The sequence below is a fragment of the Gordoniibacillus kamchatkensis genome, assembly GCF_000829455.1.
In the GTDB taxonomy this organism is placed as follows: domain Bacteria; phylum Bacillota; class Bacilli; order Paenibacillales; family NBRC-103111; genus Gordoniibacillus; species Gordoniibacillus kamchatkensis.
Genome location: NZ_JXAK01000033.1, coordinates 62,819 through 79,317, shown reverse-complemented (window position 1 = coordinate 79,317; position 16,499 = coordinate 62,819). Strand labels below are relative to the sequence as shown.

The 16,499-nt window shown below is 47.0% G+C and carries 13 protein-coding genes and 2 pseudogenes; all 15 read right to left on the bottom strand.

Translation table 11 applies throughout. The features are described from left to right. Positions 1–140: 140 nt before the first annotated feature. Entirely contained in the window at positions 141–611 is a 471-nt protein-coding gene (gene bcp / locus SD70_RS18770) for a thioredoxin-dependent thiol peroxidase (RefSeq protein ID WP_041049048.1), read from the bottom strand. Next, positions 612–1,217: a hypothetical protein gene (locus SD70_RS18765; protein ID WP_041049047.1), complete on the bottom strand. Its 606-nt coding sequence runs from the start codon at positions 1,215–1,217 to the stop codon at positions 612–614. Then, a complete protein-coding gene (locus tag SD70_RS37045) occupies positions 1,204–2,847 on the bottom strand; it encodes a hypothetical protein (protein ID WP_041049046.1) in 1,644 nt (547 codons plus the stop codon). The genes SD70_RS18765 and SD70_RS37045 overlap by 14 nt, the downstream gene beginning before the upstream one ends. Continuing rightward, positions 2,822–3,847 (bottom strand): hypothetical protein, encoded by a 1,026-nt coding sequence (locus tag SD70_RS18755; protein ID WP_156158094.1) that lies wholly within the window; start codon positions 3,845–3,847, stop codon positions 2,822–2,824. The genes SD70_RS37045 and SD70_RS18755 overlap by 26 nt, the downstream gene beginning before the upstream one ends. A gap of 280 nt (positions 3,848–4,127) precedes the next feature. After that, the gene (locus SD70_RS18750) at positions 4,128–5,186 is read right to left on the bottom strand and encodes a helix-turn-helix domain-containing protein (RefSeq protein ID WP_041049044.1); all 1,059 of its coding nucleotides are present in this window, start codon (positions 5,184–5,186) and stop codon (positions 4,128–4,130) included. Continuing rightward, positions 5,183–6,442 carry a tyrosine-type recombinase/integrase gene (locus SD70_RS18745; protein ID WP_231571297.1) on the bottom strand — a complete coding sequence of 420 codons (1,260 nt, stop codon included), beginning with the start codon at positions 6,440–6,442 and terminating at the stop codon, positions 5,183–5,185. The genes SD70_RS18750 and SD70_RS18745 overlap by 4 nt, the downstream gene beginning before the upstream one ends. A gap of 190 nt (positions 6,443–6,632) precedes the next feature. Beyond that, positions 6,633–6,842, bottom strand: a pseudogene (locus tag SD70_RS18740) (peroxiredoxin); the annotation flags it as partial. A gap of 249 nt (positions 6,843–7,091) precedes the next feature. Continuing rightward, on the bottom strand, positions 7,092–8,036 hold the full coding sequence (locus SD70_RS33600; protein WP_197081077.1) for an AraC family transcriptional regulator: 945 nt from the start codon (positions 8,034–8,036) through the stop codon (positions 7,092–7,094). Positions 8,037–8,122: 86 nt separating this feature from the next. Further along, entirely contained in the window at positions 8,123–9,481 is a 1,359-nt protein-coding gene (locus tag SD70_RS18730; RefSeq protein WP_041049042.1) for a sulfatase family protein, read from the bottom strand. Between the two features lie 14 nt (positions 9,482–9,495). Further along, positions 9,496–10,254 carry a class I SAM-dependent DNA methyltransferase gene (locus SD70_RS18725; RefSeq protein ID WP_041049041.1) on the bottom strand — a complete coding sequence of 253 codons (759 nt, stop codon included), beginning with the start codon at positions 10,252–10,254 and terminating at the stop codon, positions 9,496–9,498. A gap of 14 nt (positions 10,255–10,268) precedes the next feature. Next, positions 10,269–11,693 carry an ABC transporter substrate-binding protein gene (locus SD70_RS18720; protein WP_041049040.1) on the bottom strand — a complete coding sequence of 475 codons (1,425 nt, stop codon included), beginning with the start codon at positions 11,691–11,693 and terminating at the stop codon, positions 10,269–10,271. Positions 11,694–11,724: 31 nt separating this feature from the next. After that, positions 11,725–12,618 carry a carbohydrate ABC transporter permease gene (locus tag SD70_RS18715; RefSeq protein ID WP_041049039.1) on the bottom strand — a complete coding sequence of 298 codons (894 nt, stop codon included), beginning with the start codon at positions 12,616–12,618 and terminating at the stop codon, positions 11,725–11,727. 10 nt (positions 12,619–12,628) lie between these two features. Next, complete coding sequence (locus SD70_RS18710) at positions 12,629–13,528, bottom strand: carbohydrate ABC transporter permease (RefSeq protein WP_041049058.1); 900 nt, start codon at positions 13,526–13,528, stop codon at positions 12,629–12,631. 196 nt (positions 13,529–13,724) lie between these two features. Then, positions 13,725–15,182, bottom strand: a pseudogene (locus SD70_RS18705) (sulfatase). Between the two features lie 354 nt (positions 15,183–15,536). Then, the gene (locus tag SD70_RS18700; RefSeq protein ID WP_041049038.1) at positions 15,537–16,448 is read right to left on the bottom strand and encodes a hypothetical protein; all 912 of its coding nucleotides are present in this window, start codon (positions 16,446–16,448) and stop codon (positions 15,537–15,539) included. Between the last annotated feature and the right edge of the window lie 51 nt (positions 16,449–16,499).

Below are 16,499 nucleotides of genomic sequence, written 5' to 3'. Positions count from 1 at the left end.
GATGGACACCCTTGCTCTTGGCTAGTGGTTGGCCACTACAAGCCCCCACAGCGGACTTTCACCGCCTAGTTAATCGCCATGCGTGGCGCACTAAAAATGAACCCCGGGGTTGGGGTTCATTTTTTAGATGGCTTTCATCTTCACGCGATGACATCTTTGAGGTACTTCAAGATATTCGATATATGCCCGGGAACTTTTACTTTACGCCATTCATGGATCAGTATGCCTTTCGGATTTATCAAGAAGCTCGAACGCTCGATTCCCATATAAGTTTTACCGTACATGCTTTTCAGTTTCCACGCCCCGTAAAGCTCAGAAATCGCATGGTCTTCGTCCGACACCAGTAAAAAGGGCAAATTGTACTTCTTGATAAATTTTCCGTGTGTCTTCATAGGGTCAGTACTAATCCCAATAATAACAACGTTTAAAAGGGTGAACTCCTCAAAGTGATCCCGGAAATCACATGCTTGTGCCGTACATGAAGGAGTAAGGTCTCTGGGATAGAAATACAAAACAACATACTTTCCTTGAAAATCGCTTAGACGCATTATATCGCCGTTGCCTGTTACAAATTGAAATTGGGGTGCTAACTCACCAGTTGTTATGTTCATTTATTCAGATGTCTCCTCATTTCCGCCCTCAAATAATTCTGAATACCTTGATACCAAATCAAGACTCAAGGCCTTATCCTTGTTTTTATTTATCGATACCACATTAGATAATCCTTCCTCTTCCTGAAAAATGTTATACGTACTCTTTACGGCTGTTTCAAAATATAGATTTTTGTAATAGTTCACTTCGGCTTGAAGTTTCTTATTCTCCTTTTCTTTCAATTCAAGTTGTGCTTGTAAATCATTTTTTTGCTCGAGTATTTCCGTATATAACTTTGCTTGTTCATATAGCTGATCCAACGTCTCGTTATAATGGGCCAGGGCTTTAATCAACCCGGATTTATTATTCCAGTATGTTTCAACTAACTCGGTAACATTTGGATTTGGGAGCCTGGTATCGTCGTTAGTCGAGAGAACCGCTGGTTTGTTTAGTTCATCTATCACTGTCCCCATTCTGCGTAACCAGACGTGTCTTTTTACGCCAGTTTCTTTCTCCAGCATGCTTGGGTTTATTTTCATTCCCGGCCTTTTTGAGGCCACTTCAACCAGCAGCTGTTTTAAGTCATCGTCAGTATATTTAGCTGGCCGCCCTCTAATCGATGTCATTCTCGTATTCCCCCAGTAATATTGCATCAACCATCGCCTTTTGATCCATAAATCTCTTTAATTCATTTGCGTCGGATGCCAATTTTTCCTGTTGGTGATAAGGAAAATCAAGCGTCTTCAAGCTATAATCCATGTTTTTGCTTATAGAGATCATAAATTCAATCTGTTCATTTATCCTAGATTTAAGAGCATCGGAGCAATCCCTCAACCATTTCAAACCCTCTACCTTGTTTGTAGGATGAAAGTAATAATGCTCACAAAACCTGCAATCTCCCACCTTGCAGTTTAACGGGTGATCCGTGCAATATCCGTGTTCAACTTCATATAATTGTTTATAATCGTCCAGCGAGTAAATTTTGCTCTTTATTTCGGCTTTTGTAGCAAATGTATTCATCGAAAACATTTTTCGTCTAGTTCGATATCCTCGCGCCAATATATACACTGCTGATTCAGCAAAATGTTCTAAATGAGCATGATAGTGCATCTGTACTCGGAGATTTTTATGTCCCCCGATTCTTGCAATACTTAGCATATTGAAACCTTGCAACATCATGTTACAGAATGCAAAATGTCTCGTGTCTCCGGCGGTTATTCTATCCTCCACAAGATAGCCGTACTTTCCCTCAATCACTTCTAGGTAGAAGGTTTTAAGCACATTGTGAAAGATTGAACTATCTATGGCCAAAGATTTTTTGACCATCCCGTTGCCATTATCAAAGAACAACCGGTACACGTCATAAGATAATAGCCTGTTCAAGGGGTTATTAACAATGTACGGTTGCGTAAGTCTCTTGTACTCAGATATTAATTCAAATAACTCCTTATTGATTTGAAGGGTATTGGTTACTTCAACCTCATCATTATGACGAGCCTGTTGTTTTTCTCTGGGAAGGGTTATCCAATAAGTTTGTTCTACCTGTTTGTTGCAATCCCAAGAAAGCTTATAAAATTCAATGGGTCGCATTGGAATGATCTTAGTAAGTTTCCACCATATTAATAGCATAGAGTATTTTAACCGTTCTTTTTCATTGCATGTCTCAAAATACTCAAGTAGCATTTGATCAAAAATAAAAACATCGTGGGTGCGCGGCAAATCTCTCACTCGACTTTTATTGATGGCGAATTGCGCAGCAATATCCACATAGTCTTCTTCCTGATCTATCGGGTAAAATTGTAGAAACTCCAAGATTGCGTAAGCCATCTTTGCCCGCTTGCGATAACCTAATGAATCCATATGTTCGGCTAAAACTTCGCTCTTGCCTTGCATGAACCCGCTTGTCTTATGGATAGCCTCTTGAAGGTAATTTAACGAAGTCTGCGTTGATACGGGTTTAAGGCCATTTGACAGCTTAAGTAGAACGTAACATTTTAGCGCTTTATTAATTTCTCCATAAATCTCCACATTGAAGTTATAGCTAGCTTCATGACCTTGATTATCAATTATTAGGGTCCATATATTATCTTTAAATACTCCTTTAATTGTTCCCTTATACACCAATTGATCAAAAAAGTCTTGATATTCTAGCACCAACCCTGAATGATATACTACTTGTTCAGTTGCTTGAAGGGCGAAAGAGTCGGTAAGTCGCTTTAATATTTTTCTACTATTGAATGGGTCCCGTTGAGACATTTTCTAATGCTCCCACCTTGGAAACTATGGCATGAACAGCCAGTAGACCATTTTTTAATTCTTCTAAATTGATAAATGATTGAATAAAATTACGCCCAAATTGCTTTTCTGCTTGCTTTAGTAAATCCAATACCATCGTCAGTATTTTATAATCTCTAAACGCAATCGCTTCCAATGTGGTCGCACAAATTGAATCGATTAATCTATTTAGCTCCTGATTGATGGATATTAGCAAGTATGATCTTGGAATGATGTTCTCACAATGTAGACAAGAGTTTGCTGTTGGGTAAGAGCATTCGGGATAAACAAAGCATTGCGCATTTTTCATTTTCGAAGGCAGCTCACCCTTTGAGATTTTATTTAAAAATTGTGTAATTTCTTCTGTAGTCATCTTTGCAACTCGCAGTGCAAGGGACTCACGTGCCTTTTCACTTTCTTTGAGAAACCGCGAAACTAATTCGAGTTGCTGTGGAGTAAATTCTTCCCTAAACGCCATAATGTAGGCCGTTCGTTCCTCCAAGCTTTGTTTACTTGCTGAATCAAAATAGTGCTGAACAATCAAATTATAAAGCCACCCGAAATGTCCTCTATTGGCCAGATTTAGACTAACGCGGTCAATACTGCCGTCTTTATTAGTGGAAACTATATACGTCGAGGTTGAATCTAGGTCTTTATGCCCTCTCATTCTTTGAGATAACTCATACGCAATATCCGCGTGTCTCTTACCTTCCACAACACTATAGTAAAAATAAGTTAACAGGCTCCGGTTCATTTTACGACTCTGGAATGACATTAGATCTTCGCGCACTCCGAAAAATGGTTCCAAGTGAACAGATTTATCTACTTTTATATTATGCGATCTATCATACAATCTTAGTAACCAATCATCCTTTGCTTCTCGTTTATGCAATTCGGCGATCGTTAACGCAATTGCTGTCGGAGCAACCATATCGCCATGAACTAAAAAATGTCCTAGAGCCCCCGTTTTAGATATCTTCATCCTTTCTAGCCTCGAAAAAACCTCATTTACCAATACCTGAGCATCCTCATCCGAAAGTAACCTAAAATTATTGAAGTCTGTGATACCCACGATCTCAATTGGGACCATCGGGAGTTTAGTAAGTATATCCGAATGTCTCCAGGCATCGATAAAGTGCATTAGAATATATACCCATGTCACACTATATTTTCGTTTTTCTAACGCTTTTTTATAATGATCTTTATAGTTTTTAACAAAAAGATAGTAAGAGTAAAACTCTGCGGGTGAATAAATTTCTTGTTCATCTGTTTTTTTTCTTTACTAATGTATATGTTTTTTTCACTCTGCATTCTGTATTTGCCTGACAATATGATATAAAGGTAACCAACACATTTAAATCCGAGGGAAGAAAAATATCGTCCTTTAACAATAATTCCATTTCCTTATCAGTGATTTTCTGTATCTCCCGGGGGAACAACCGAATTATTATTTCCGCGACCTTCAAATATTTGCGCAATATCGCTTTCATTCTTTCTTCGGATTGTTTATGTGCATTTAATTTGAGGAGTGCAAAATCACGATACAGGTCCAATGTTTGCTTCAAACGAGTAGGAATTTGAAATTTGTTAAAGTAGTATTCAAATCGCTCAGGGAAAGTTTTAGCTTCAAGTAAGCTTTTATAGTCATTAAGCGATTCCAATGATACGTAATATTTCCTTTTATACTCGACATAGTCGAAAGTTCCGTTTCTTATCATCACCCTTATTTGGTCGACTGACTTTGAAAGTTCATTCCCTACTTCCTCTAGCGTTAAATACTTGGTTCTATCCAAGATAGAATCTTCATACCTTTTAAGCTCATCCTCCGAAATCATCCAGTTCCAGAGGAATTTTAATTCCGGAACAATTTTCCCATCGGAGATAAGTTGCTGTACTTGACTTCTTGATACCCGTAACCGCTTAGCAACTTCTTGAGTATTTAGTAATTTTTCAGCTCTCAGCTTGTCTGCTTTAAACTTTGCAAAACTCTCGTCTGAGATATACCACTTACTTTTTAACTTCTTAACATCTGAAAAATGTCCTTTTCTGATAAGATGGCTTACTTGATCAAGACTTAGATTCAGTTCCTTGCAGGCTTCATCCATACTCCGGTAACCGACTAGCGCTGCTTTATTTTGCTCTTCCTCAAGACGTATGCGGACAAGTTCTTCCTCAGGAAATACAAGGCCTATTTTTGTCCGTTTAGCACTTGGAATTTTGCCATTCCGTATTAAGACTCGAATTGCCCAGTCAGCAATGCCGAATTTCTTTGCTGCTTCTTGGACACTGATTAGTTTCTCGGAAGCAAAATCAGAACTCATTGATTCCTCACTCCCAGTAATTTTGGCAAGTAATCTTTGTAGAGGTCATTCATCCTTGCTTCAAGGTTTTCTTTCATCCGCAAGGTATTTCCCTGATACACAATTGAAGAACTTAAACTAGAATCCCCGCGGGGCAATGCAATATCATAAGGGTTTTGGGCCTCTTCAGCTAATAGATTTGTAAATATCCCTCTCCCAATATGAGTTGACCATTTATACCCTCTGAGTTTCAAAGCCGCTATTTTATCTTTAGGATCATCTGAATGTTTCAGTAAACCCAGGAACGCTTCCTTTGCCTTTTCAAAATAATATCTATATCCTCTTCCCGACATCGCGCGGCCATCCCGATTTACAAATAAGGCATCACTTCCATCTGTTGCTTTATAAGTATTCAAATGATTCTTATATAGGATTTGAAGCCAATCATTGACCGGGAAAACCAATTGGGTTCTTTCCTTCTTTACCCCTGCAGCCCCTGAACTATCGATCAGATCAGGCCTTAAAACGTTTTTTCTCAATTTTAGAATTAAGCCATCCTCTCCAAAAGCTCCAATTGACGTAACATCCGTTCTTCGAAGATTGACCAACTCTCCTTGCCTAAGTCCGCCAAAAAACTGTATGTACACCCCTAAAGCAATTGGATTTGCTACCCGTACTACTGTTTCGATAAACGGTAGAATATATTTCTCCGGTATCATATGAGCTATATTGCTATCCCCATTAGAAGGTAGTATGACGCCCTTGAAAGGAGAAGCAACATATTTCTTATTTGGCAGTTGCGGAATGGACTTTTTTTGAAATAGCTGATCCGTGATTTTAGCAAGAAGACCCTTCTTGGAAAGGTAGTAGTAGAACTGAGTGAGGGTGCGCTGAATACTCATCACAGTTGTTCTGGATTTACCTTCACGGGTCAGTAGGTTTAAAAAAGCAGTGGCATGTTTAAATTGAATATCACTTAAACTAGAAACTCTAAGTTGTCTTTGATTTATCAATAGCCAGTTTAAAAACTGAATCAGGTTGTTGGCGTGAATCTTCTGAGTATTATATTCTCTGTACTTCCAGTTTTCGAAAAGGAATTGAGTAATTGGATGTACAACCTGTCTATTGTTTGTGTCGTTAATGAGGACTATAACTGCATGTTGCCGGATAAAATATTGGCTATCTCTAGGCTTTAGATATAATTTCACCTTTACGCTTTTCATCTGAAACCGCAAACGATCATCTTTTATTTTTAATAGTTTCGTTTGTTTCGACAAAGTGAATCCCCCTATTAATGCACAATACTATGTATCCAATATTATCAATATATCTATTTTTTGACAACAAGCAATCCTTTTAATTTTGAACACTGTCGAAAATGAAAAAAAATTAAAGAGAGCCTCAGTAATAGGGGCTCTCTTGTCTATTTATGCACAGTATTATTTTTGCACATTAATTGGTAGATATACTGATGCCGATCACCTCGGCGTCCAGCTTGCGGAACTGCGCGGTATAATCGCGAAAATCGCATGCCTCGTTCGTGCAGCTCGGCGTCAGATCGGCGGGATAGAAGAAAATGACGAGCTTTTTGCCGCGGAATTCGCACAGCGAGACGTTCCTTCCGTTTGACGCCGGGAGCGTGAAATCGGGCACGGCTTGACCAATAGTTAGCGTCATAAAGCAACCTCCTCACGCCATTATCATGATACAAACGCGCAGCGAAATCAAATCCGCGCTTCCGCGCTTTCCGATACGCCGGCGGTCGATACAGTCGTGGCTCAAACATGATCGAAAAGGAAAAGAAGCAATTCCCCCGTCCCCTCGCCAGACAGGTGAATTGCATCCGATAGTTGATCATTGATCTGTCGCTGTTTCAATTCCCGCAAAAAGCAATGCATATCGGCATCTCATCTTGTCGCACAAACTTTAGAGCGCATTTTCCATCAAAGCTTCCCTTCTGCGCTCCACGGGATGCTCCAGACTGCCTTTGTATCTTCTTCGGTATTCTTTGGGCGACAGGCCTTCCGCTTGGTGAAACGCCCTGCTGAAATGGTGCTGGTCGTCATAGCCGAGCCGTTCGGCGATTTCCTTCATCGGAGCGGAGCCGAGAAGAAGCAGCTCCCGTGCCCGCTGCATGCGTACGGCAGCCATATACTTCATTGGCGCCTGCCCGATCTCCTTCTGGAACAGGAAGCGCAAATGCTCCTTACTGAGGGAAACAAGCTCCGCAAGCTTATCAAGCGAAGGGCGCTCATGCAGATGTTCGTTGATGTAATCGCATACTTCGTATACGCGGGTATCGTACAGATTAGGCTGGTTCGGCAGTTGCCCGCTCAAAGTTCCGAACAACAGATGGATCCATTGATAACCGCACGAACGAATTTTGAAGTACTGAATCGTTTGCGTCGTATCGAACAGAAGTACAGGAAACTCGCCGGCCGCCCCGACGTCGTCGGACGTCTTCAGTTCTTCCCGCGGAAAGTGGCTGAGCAGATCATAAAATTCGCCGGACATGTCGTACCACAGCTCTGTCAGCTTGCCAAACGCCTCGGCATTCCCGAGATTGGTCTGCCGGGGGAACTGATACAGGCGCAGCATATCGAATGTTCCGACCCGGGCTTCGCAGGCAAGAGAAAGATAATGGAACGGTTTCTTGTCGCCGAGCGATATCCAGCGATGGTAGGATTGCGAAGGAAGAGCGATAATATCGTTCTCCTTCACCTCGCATATCGTCTTGTCGAACTGCATCACTGCGCTTCCGGACAGCACCAGCCAAAATGTGGTGTACTGCATGAGCCCGCCCTGCAAATGAGAGATGCTGTTCCGCTTCCATTCCTTCATCCAACGAATATTGATATGCAGTTGATCCAACGAACTGCGATTTCCCATCTCCATCTGCAACATATTCCCCACACCCCCCGGATGAATGCGGTCACAAGATCATCATACATGACATTTCACAGTTCGGGCAGATCAAAACGGTCGCCGGTATCCGCTACCCACTGCCGCAGCCGGTCGTTCAATCTTTTGCGCTCTCCGGCAAACACCGTATTATGGGCCAGATTGACTTGCTCGTAAGGATCCTCTTTCAAGTTGAACATGAGCCACGGCGTGTTCTCCATGCAAACATACTTCCAGCCGTCGTCCGTAACGATACCCCGCCATGCCCGGTCGACGCTGTTGCCGTGTCCTGTAGGCACAACTAATTGCAAATAAGCGGAATCCGGCAATGAGACGGCCGGACGGCCAGGCAGACGCTGGGACGACAGGTCGGTGCCCTGCATCCAATCCGGTTTGTCGATTCCGCACAGACCGAGTGTCGTCGGGGCGACATCGACGTGATTGAAAAGTACGTTCGATTTGCCTGTTCTACGCCCGTAGAACGACTTCTCCCCGCTGATAATCATCGGTACCCGAATGGCTTCCTCCCACGGACACGTTTTCCGGAATTGCCCGTGAGAGCCGTGCATATCGCCATGATCGCTAAAGAAAATGACGTGGGTGTCATCCGCCAAGCCGCAGCCTTGGAGTGCATCCAGGATGCGGCCAATGTTCCAATCCCAATTCTCGATCATGGCGTAATAGCCGGCGAGCTCCTTGCGGGCCTGCTCTTGCACGCGCGGCACGTTGGGCACGTTCGGCCTGAGCTGTACCCCAGCCGCGTTATGGTTCTGACGGAAGCGTTCGGGCGCGAGATACGGATCGTGGGGCGGCTGAACGGACAATACCGCGAAGAAAGGACGATCGTTGCCTTCGTCCTTCCGTTTGCTTTGTTCATCCAAATAAGCTATGAGCAGATTCGTAAGCTCATCCGTCTCGTAGCCGGGAAGCCGGTAATGGAACGCTTCCTCTCCCTCTCCGCCGTGTACCCAGCAGTCCCACTGGCTATTATTGTTCTCGTAGCCGATCCAGTGTTGAAATCCGCCGCGCCGGTTGGGCGGCACGGTATGATGGGCCGCTCTCCCCTCCCGCTCATGATGCCCATCCAGGTGCCATTTGCCGAAATAGGCGGTATGGTAGCCGGCATCATTCAGCACATGGGCGATCGTAGGCTGCTCCGGCGGCAGTCGATGCTCGTGCCCGGGAACGACCAGATGAGGATATCGGCCCGTAAGCAACGATCCCCGATAAGGGCAGCAGAGCGGTATACCCGATACCGCATTGGCAAAATGAACGCCGGAAGCCGCCATGTTGTCGATGTTGGGAGTGTGAACATTCGGATCGCCGCTGCAGCCTAGCGCTTGCCCGCGGTGCTGGTCGCCGAAGATCCAAATGACATTCGGCTTTTTGGAAGTCTTGCTTGAAGCTGTAGACACAGGCAGCAACTCCTCTACTTGATTCCGATCAGGATCGGTTGAAAAAATGCTCCGTCCAAGCGGCGCACTTCCCGAAAGCCGGCGTCTGTCATCAGCTCTGCCAATCGTTCGGTGCCAACCGCATAATACGATGTCCGAAAGACGCGAGCGAGTACGGGACCGGAACCATCGTCCTCTAACAAATACATGTTAATTTGATATGTCGATCCGCTGAATTCCCACAGTTGCAGGAGAATAACGCGTTTGCCGTCCAGCTCCCTGACGCCGTACGGATGAACCTGGGTACCCGAAGCGGGGGTATCCGCGTAATCGCGGACACTGATCAGGCATAATCCCCCCTCCTTCGTACACTTATAAAATTGACCGAACGCCTCGCCGATCAGCTGATCGTTCAGCAGATGCGGAACCGCATTGTCGCAGGCAAGCACTACATCGAATTGGCGCTGCCCGACGCTATCATGGAGCTTCAGCATATCCGCCGGGCTAAAAGCGATATCCAGCCCCCTCGAGGCGGCCTCGCTCCTGGCTCTGCTTACGGAGGCCGGCGACAGGTCACAGCCCGTGATCCGGTAAGAGCCGCCGCTGAGCGCCAGCCCCATGCTTTGGGTGCCAATGCCGCAAGCCGCGTCCAACACCTCCAGCTCGCCTTGCGGGAGCACGCTTCGTATCACCGCATCAAGATGTTTGCCTTGACGGCGCATGGAAGCATCCCAATTATCGTAGATCAAATGATAATAAGCCGAGAAATCATCGTAGAAGTGCTGAACGCTCATAGCAGCATCCTCCTCTATTGCTTGCTTTTGCTGTCAAACGTCCGCTTCAGAACCGCATCCACTTTCGGTTTGACGGCCTTAATCGCATCCTCTGCAGAAGACTTGCCGGTCCATAATGCATCGAGCCCCTGCGTCAAAGTGGTTGACATTTCGCGGTAATTGGCAAACAAGTGATTCGCATTTTCCACGGAATTTTTAGGATAATTGAGAATCACTTCGCGCAGCTGGTCCTTCGTCATCCCCGTTTTTTCCGGGAACAAGTCGAGCCAAGATTCCGTCGCGCTTTTCAGCGGCACTAGGAAGCCGGTGATTTCGCTCATATCTTTGGCATTTTCCGGAGTCAACAAATATTTGATGAGCTCCCAAGCTTCGTCAGGATGCTTGCTCTTCTTGGCAATAAACCAGGCTCCGTTGTACAGTGCTGTTTTATTGTCTTTGACCCTCGGCAGCGGCGCAAGCCCCCACTTGAACGGAACATTTTTGAGGTTGCCGTATGCCTGCGAAGGCAGCTTGAAAGCCATGCCGATCTTGCCGGTGGCGAAGATGTCTCCCATCTGCTGTAACGTTTTGGTCTCGGCAGGTGTCGGTGCGACCTTGTCCTTGTAGGTCAAATCGGCAGCCGCCTGCAGTGCGGCGATCACGCCGGGATCGTCCAAGTTGCTGTTTGGCGCAAACCCTGTCTTGTACTGATCCGGCAAGTAAGGATCGGTCCCCCACAGATAGGCCAAGTGATGCGCTTCGGTATCCGGAACGATGCCATACTGCGCATTAGCTCCCTGCCCGTAGTTTTTCGTCAGCTTCTTGGCGTACTCCACCATCTTGTCCCACGTCCAGGACGTATCGGACCAGGAAGTCGGCAGATCGGGCAGCCCCGCGGCCTTGAACAAGTCTTTGTTGTAAACCATGACCTGACCGAAGTTGGAAACCTGCGGTACGGAAAAATATTTGCCGTCAACGGCATAGATGTCGAACATGCCCGGGACAAAATCGTCAATATGGAGATCTTTCTTAACATATGGCGTTAACTCCAGCAAAAGCCCCTTGTTATAATATTCGTTAAAGCCCGAATCCCCCCACATCGAGAAAACGTCAGGCGGGTCGCCGGCCGCCACCATCGTGGACAGCTTCGGATCGACCTCGTTCGAAGGAACGACGATCAGGTTGACCTTGATATTCGGATGCTCTTTCTCGAATTTCGGGATGACGACTTCCTTTTCCCATTTGTTCTCGAACGGATTGCTGCGCATCAGCCATTTGATCTCGACCTTTTCGCCCGGTTTCACGGAATTTTTGGCGCTGTCTCCGGCGCTGGACGTGTTTGGGCCCGCGTTCTTGCTTGTGTCCGCTTTTGAGCTTGTGCCCGCGCCTCCGCTCGAGCATGCGGCCACCGCCAGCATTGCCGCCGATAACGTTGCCGCTACCCACATTGATTTGCGCATTCGCGCACCCTCTCCTCATTTTGTAATGGTTTTACCCTTTGACCCCCGATATGACGATACCTTGGATAAAGAATCTTTGCGCCAAGAAGAACAGAGCGATACAAGGCAACAGCGCCATTAGCGTAGCCGCCATTAGCAGATGCCACGGCGTCATTCCGTAATCGGCCGTAAAATTTTGCAGCGTTAGTGCCACCGTATATTTGGTGGAAGTATGCAGAAAGATCAGCGGACGGAGAAAATCGTTCCAAGCATGCATGAACGTTTGAATCGCGATAATGCCGAGGAGCGGCTTAGACATCGGCAGGATGATCCGCCAGTAGATGCCGAAGTATCCGCAGCCGTCCATGCGCGCCGCCTCATCCATCTCTGCGGGCAGCGTCAGAAAAAACTGCCGTGCCAGGAAGATGAAGAACGGAGCCCCCATAAATTCCGGCACAATGAGCGGATAATACGTATCTATCCAGCCCAGACGGCTGAACAGAACGAACTGCGGGATCAGCGTTACCTGCACAGGAAGCATGAATCCCGTCAGTACGAGAATGAATAATACCTCTCTGCCCGGCACCTGAATCCGGGCGAAGCCGAATCCGGCGAGCGTGCTTGCAATCAGTTGGCCAATAATCGAAAGCACGACAATGAACAAGGTATTGCCGAATACGAGTCCTCCATCCATAAAATCGAGTGCATCTGCGTAGTTCCTCCATTGCAGAGGATGAGGAATCCCTTGCGGCGGCATCAGCAAAACCGAGCCTTCATTTTTCAAGGAGGTGGACAGCATCCATACGATCGGCGCCAGTACAAATAGTGCCCCTACCGCAACAACTGCCGTGCAGAGCGTTCGAAGCACTGTATTTTGCAGCTTCTTGCTGGACAACCTGCCGATCGGAATCGACCTCTTGTGCAAATTTGTCGAAAATGTCTCCATACCTGCTGCCTCACCTCACCGATTCGTAATGAACCCATTTGCGCTGCCAACGGAACATGACGATGGTGACCAGCAAAATGAGAACAAACAAGATCCAAGCCAAAGCGGAGGCGTACCCCATGCGGAAATTTTCAAAGGCGTTCTGGTACAAATACAGAACATAAAAGTAGGAAGCGTAGTTGGGCCCGCCCTTAGTGATGACGAAAGCCGGTGTAAACACTTGGAACGAGGCGATCAGCGACATGACCGTATTGAAGAAAAGAACCGGAGTAATCATTGGCAGCGTAATGTGCCAAAAGCGCCTGAAGGCATTCGCCCCATCCATTTCCGCCGACTCATAAAGCGCCGTCGGAATGCCTTGCAGACCCGCCAAATAGATGAGCATCGGGCCGCCGACACCCCACAGGCTCATGATGATAAATGCAGGTACGGCCCAATTCTCGGCGAAAAACCACCCTGGCCCTTGAATTCCGAATACTTCAAACAAAAAGATATTGATCAGTCCGTAACTGGGCTGGAAAATCCACGACCAAAGCAACGCGACAGCGACCCCCGAAGTAACTACAGGCAAGTAAAAGATCGTTCTCCACAGCGATAGCCCGGGAATCTTCTGGTTTAGCAGCACGGCTAGACAAAGGGCCCCTACCACGCTAAGGGGAACATGCCCTAACGTGTAGTAGATCGTTACCCACAGCGACTTCCAGAACAGATCGGTATGGACAATCTCCTTGTAGTTGTCCGCCCCAATGTAACGGGGGGTGCTGACACCGTCAAAGTCGGTCAAGCTCAGCCAGCCGGAGGCTAAGATCGGCCCGAGCGTGAAGATGAGGTAACCGATCAGCCAAGGGCTTATAAACAAATAAAAGGCAATGAGCCTCCGCTTGCGAGGCGTTATCGCTATAGTACGCATAATCACCGGCCTTTCTTCTTTTTTTGGGTTTATAAGCGCTTACAAATTTACTGTACCACAATGGAAATATTTCGTATTTACCACGGAGTGCGGCAAAATGTTTCAAAAACACAGATGTAACAAAACCCTCTCCCAATAAAAAAGGGAGAGGGTTTGACGCGCTTGAATGGCCTATGTCCTAAGCCTTTTTCCGAGTTCAGAGACCGTATTCCATAAGACCCAGGCGTTCAAATTGCTCGGGAGGTGCGTCATTATCTTTCATTAAGCTGATCATTTTCCCTATCAAATCGACCTCTAGAGCATGATGATCAAGGGGATTTTGCTGCCTCGGATCGTCCTCTAAATCAAAAAGCAGATTCCCGAAAGGATGCGCGGCATGCTTTGCGGAAGCCGGTACCTTCATAATCCTGACTCCCTTGGTGAAGGTGAAGGGATCCGCCAATTCAACACCCTGTAACTCCTCAAGGCTGAAGAAGTCATGTATGTGCGTGGGCATCATTGTATAATTATACAGAGGTTTGTTTTCGGGCGAGACTGGCGCTCTCATGTATACATAACGGCCGTCCGTATAATTAACATGACCGCCATGGATTCCGAACAAAGCTCCTTCACGCACCGCTCTATCAGCCGCGACAACCTCTTTTAATGGTTTTCCTTGCATATTACCGGGAATGTCCACACCGAAAAAATCCAATAAAGTCGGAGCCAAATCAATCGTTTGCACGAGACTGTTGCGCCGCTCCCCCTGAATCCCAATCCGCGGATCCCAAATAAAGAGCGGAATATGCGCAACTTCGTTGTAGAACGGCTGAACGCACTTTCCCCACCAGCCGTGTTCGCCTAATAGGAAGCCGTGATCGGTATTAACGATCAGCATAGTATCCTTCCATAGATCAAGGGAATCCATCGTATTCAGTATTTTGCCGAGATATTCGTCGCACATGCTGAGCAGGGCTGCATACTCCATCCTTACATGATGAACTTGTTCCGGCGTTTCTTCGACTTTGCCATAAACGGGCCAGTCCTCAAGCTTGCCGTTATAACTATGCGGATATAAGTCCTTATATTTTTGGGGAGTATAAAACGGCTCATGTGGATCAAAGGTTTCAATTTGCAAAAACCAGTTGTCTTCCCGATGATTGTTTTGAATAAATTCGATCCCTTTCGTAAATGTCTGGACTTGGGGAAAATCTTGTTCATCTTGAATGTATTGCCGATTAACCCAATCTTGACGCGCAAAGAAACCAAGGCCGTTTTTTCGATGCCTCTCCGGAATAACGGGGTTCTTTACCTCCCCCTTCCAAGCGTCGCCTTCCTGTCCCCGGACTAGCTCAAACGTATTGTAACGGGTATGGTAGGTACAGCCACCCTCCTCCCAATAATGTTGGTGGTCGGTAACTAGATGGGTATAAATCCCTCGATTTCGTAATATTCGCGGCATCGATTCATCGAATGGCTCCAAGGGGCCTCAACTGCGGTGCAAAAAATTGTACCGTCCTGTTTGCAATTCCCTTCTTGCCGGCATGCAGGGCATACTTCCGACAAAACACCGATCGAAGGTGACAGCTTGCTTCGCCAATCTGCTGAAATTTGGAGCATGCAACCAGTCGCCTCCATAGGGCGGAAGCATATGACGGTTCAGCGTATCAAACATAACCATGATTGCTTTCATTGCTCTGCCTCCTCCTCATCGTTCCCTTCCCTTTTGTGCAAGGCTTCTCTTATTAAGGTGTCGATAAGCGCTTACAAATTTACTGTACCACAATGGAAATATTTCGTATTTACCACGGAGTGCGGCAAAATGTTTCAAAAACATCTAGAGGTCTTCTCAAAAATCATCATGGATGACTCCGGGGAGCATTATCGAGGAAGATCCAAGGCCTCACAAGGATAAGCATTATCCGGACGTCTTTTGTCCTTGTTTTTCACGCAAAAGAGGCTGTCGCCTCAAGTAGATTTGCCTACTTTGGGGACAGCCTCATGCGCATAAGCCCGCACTGCCAGATGATTATTGAGCGGCGTCAGATCCGCCGGAGCTGTTGCCGGAGCTGCTGGAACCGTCAGCGCCGCCGGTCGCCGCAGGAGCTGACGGGGTTGCAGAACCGTCCGTGCCGCTTGCTGCAGGCGTTGTGGATGCCGCCGGGGCTGCGGCGCCAGCATCGCCGCTTGTCGCAGCAGGCGCCGCTGCAGCCGCTGTGTCCGCCACGTCGCTCCACACGATCGGCTTGAGATCCTGCGCCAGTCCTCCTTGCAGCTTGGCGGCCAACTGGTCGTCGGCAACGCCTTTGCCTTCCGCGATGATGCCCAGGGATTGCCCGCCTGCCAGCGCATCGAACAGATCGTTCTGAGACATGCCCAGCAGCTGCGCGACATCCGCACGGTCCGTATCGTTGCTCAGCAAAGCGTATGCAACCGGATCGACGCTCGAGTTGTCGTAGTCGCGGTATTTGGCGTCGTTAATTTCCTGATTCAGCACTCGCGAAGCATAGCTGCTCAGCTGCGTGCCTTGCGCAGCCGTAATGTTGCCAGCCGAGACGGCCGCATCGATGTTATCCTGCGTCAGCCGCAGGAGCTGCGACATATAATCCGAAGCTCCGTTTGTACCGATCTGGGAGAGCGATGAGCCCCACGTCATATCGGCGTACACGTCCTCCAAATCTTTATTCAGAATTTCCGCAGTACTCAAAGCCGCTTTGCCGAGCCTCAGGTCCACACCGTGCAGCTTGGCAAAGACCGGAACCGGTACGCCCGCAATCGTGTCTTGCACAGCTGCCGCATTGGTCGTTGCAGCCGGGGCCGAATTTGAACTCGCCCCGGAATCGTCGGCGTAAGCTTTATGTACCGTCCCTGCAAAGCTGCCGCCAAGGATGAATGCCGTAGCCAGCGTACCGGTGATCATGTTCAATTTGCGTTGTTTCATGGTTCTCTCCACCTCTATCTCGTATTGTCTGTTACAACTCCGAGTATAGGT

Bases quoted from the DNA above. Each gene is read 5' to 3' on its own strand.
- SD70_RS18700 (WP_041049038.1), bottom strand. From the start codon at position 16,448: ATGAAACAACGCAAATTGAACATGATCACCGGTACGCTGGCTACGGCA.
- SD70_RS18765 (WP_041049047.1), bottom strand. From the start codon at position 1,217: ATGACATCGATTAGAGGGCGGCCAGCTAAATATACTGACGATGACTTA.
- SD70_RS18755 (WP_156158094.1), bottom strand. From the start codon at position 3,847: ATGAAGATATCTAAAACGGGGGCTCTAGGACATTTTTTAGTTCATGGC.
- bcp (WP_041049048.1), bottom strand. From the start codon at position 611: ATGAACATAACAACTGGTGAGTTAGCACCCCAATTTCAATTTGTAACA.
- SD70_RS37045 (WP_041049046.1), bottom strand. From the start codon at position 2,847: ATGTCTCAACGGGACCCATTCAATAGTAGAAAAATATTAAAGCGACTT.
- SD70_RS18710 (WP_041049058.1), bottom strand. From the start codon at position 13,528: ATGCGTACTATAGCGATAACGCCTCGCAAGCGGAGGCTCATTGCCTTT.
- SD70_RS18715 (WP_041049039.1), bottom strand. From the start codon at position 12,618: ATGGAGACATTTTCGACAAATTTGCACAAGAGGTCGATTCCGATCGGC.
- SD70_RS18750 (WP_041049044.1), bottom strand. From the start codon at position 5,186: ATGAGTTCTGATTTTGCTTCCGAGAAACTAATCAGTGTCCAAGAAGCA.
- SD70_RS18720 (WP_041049040.1), bottom strand. From the start codon at position 11,693: ATGCGCAAATCAATGTGGGTAGCGGCAACGTTATCGGCGGCAATGCTG.
- SD70_RS18725 (WP_041049041.1), bottom strand. From the start codon at position 10,254: ATGAGCGTTCAGCACTTCTACGATGATTTCTCGGCTTATTATCATTTG.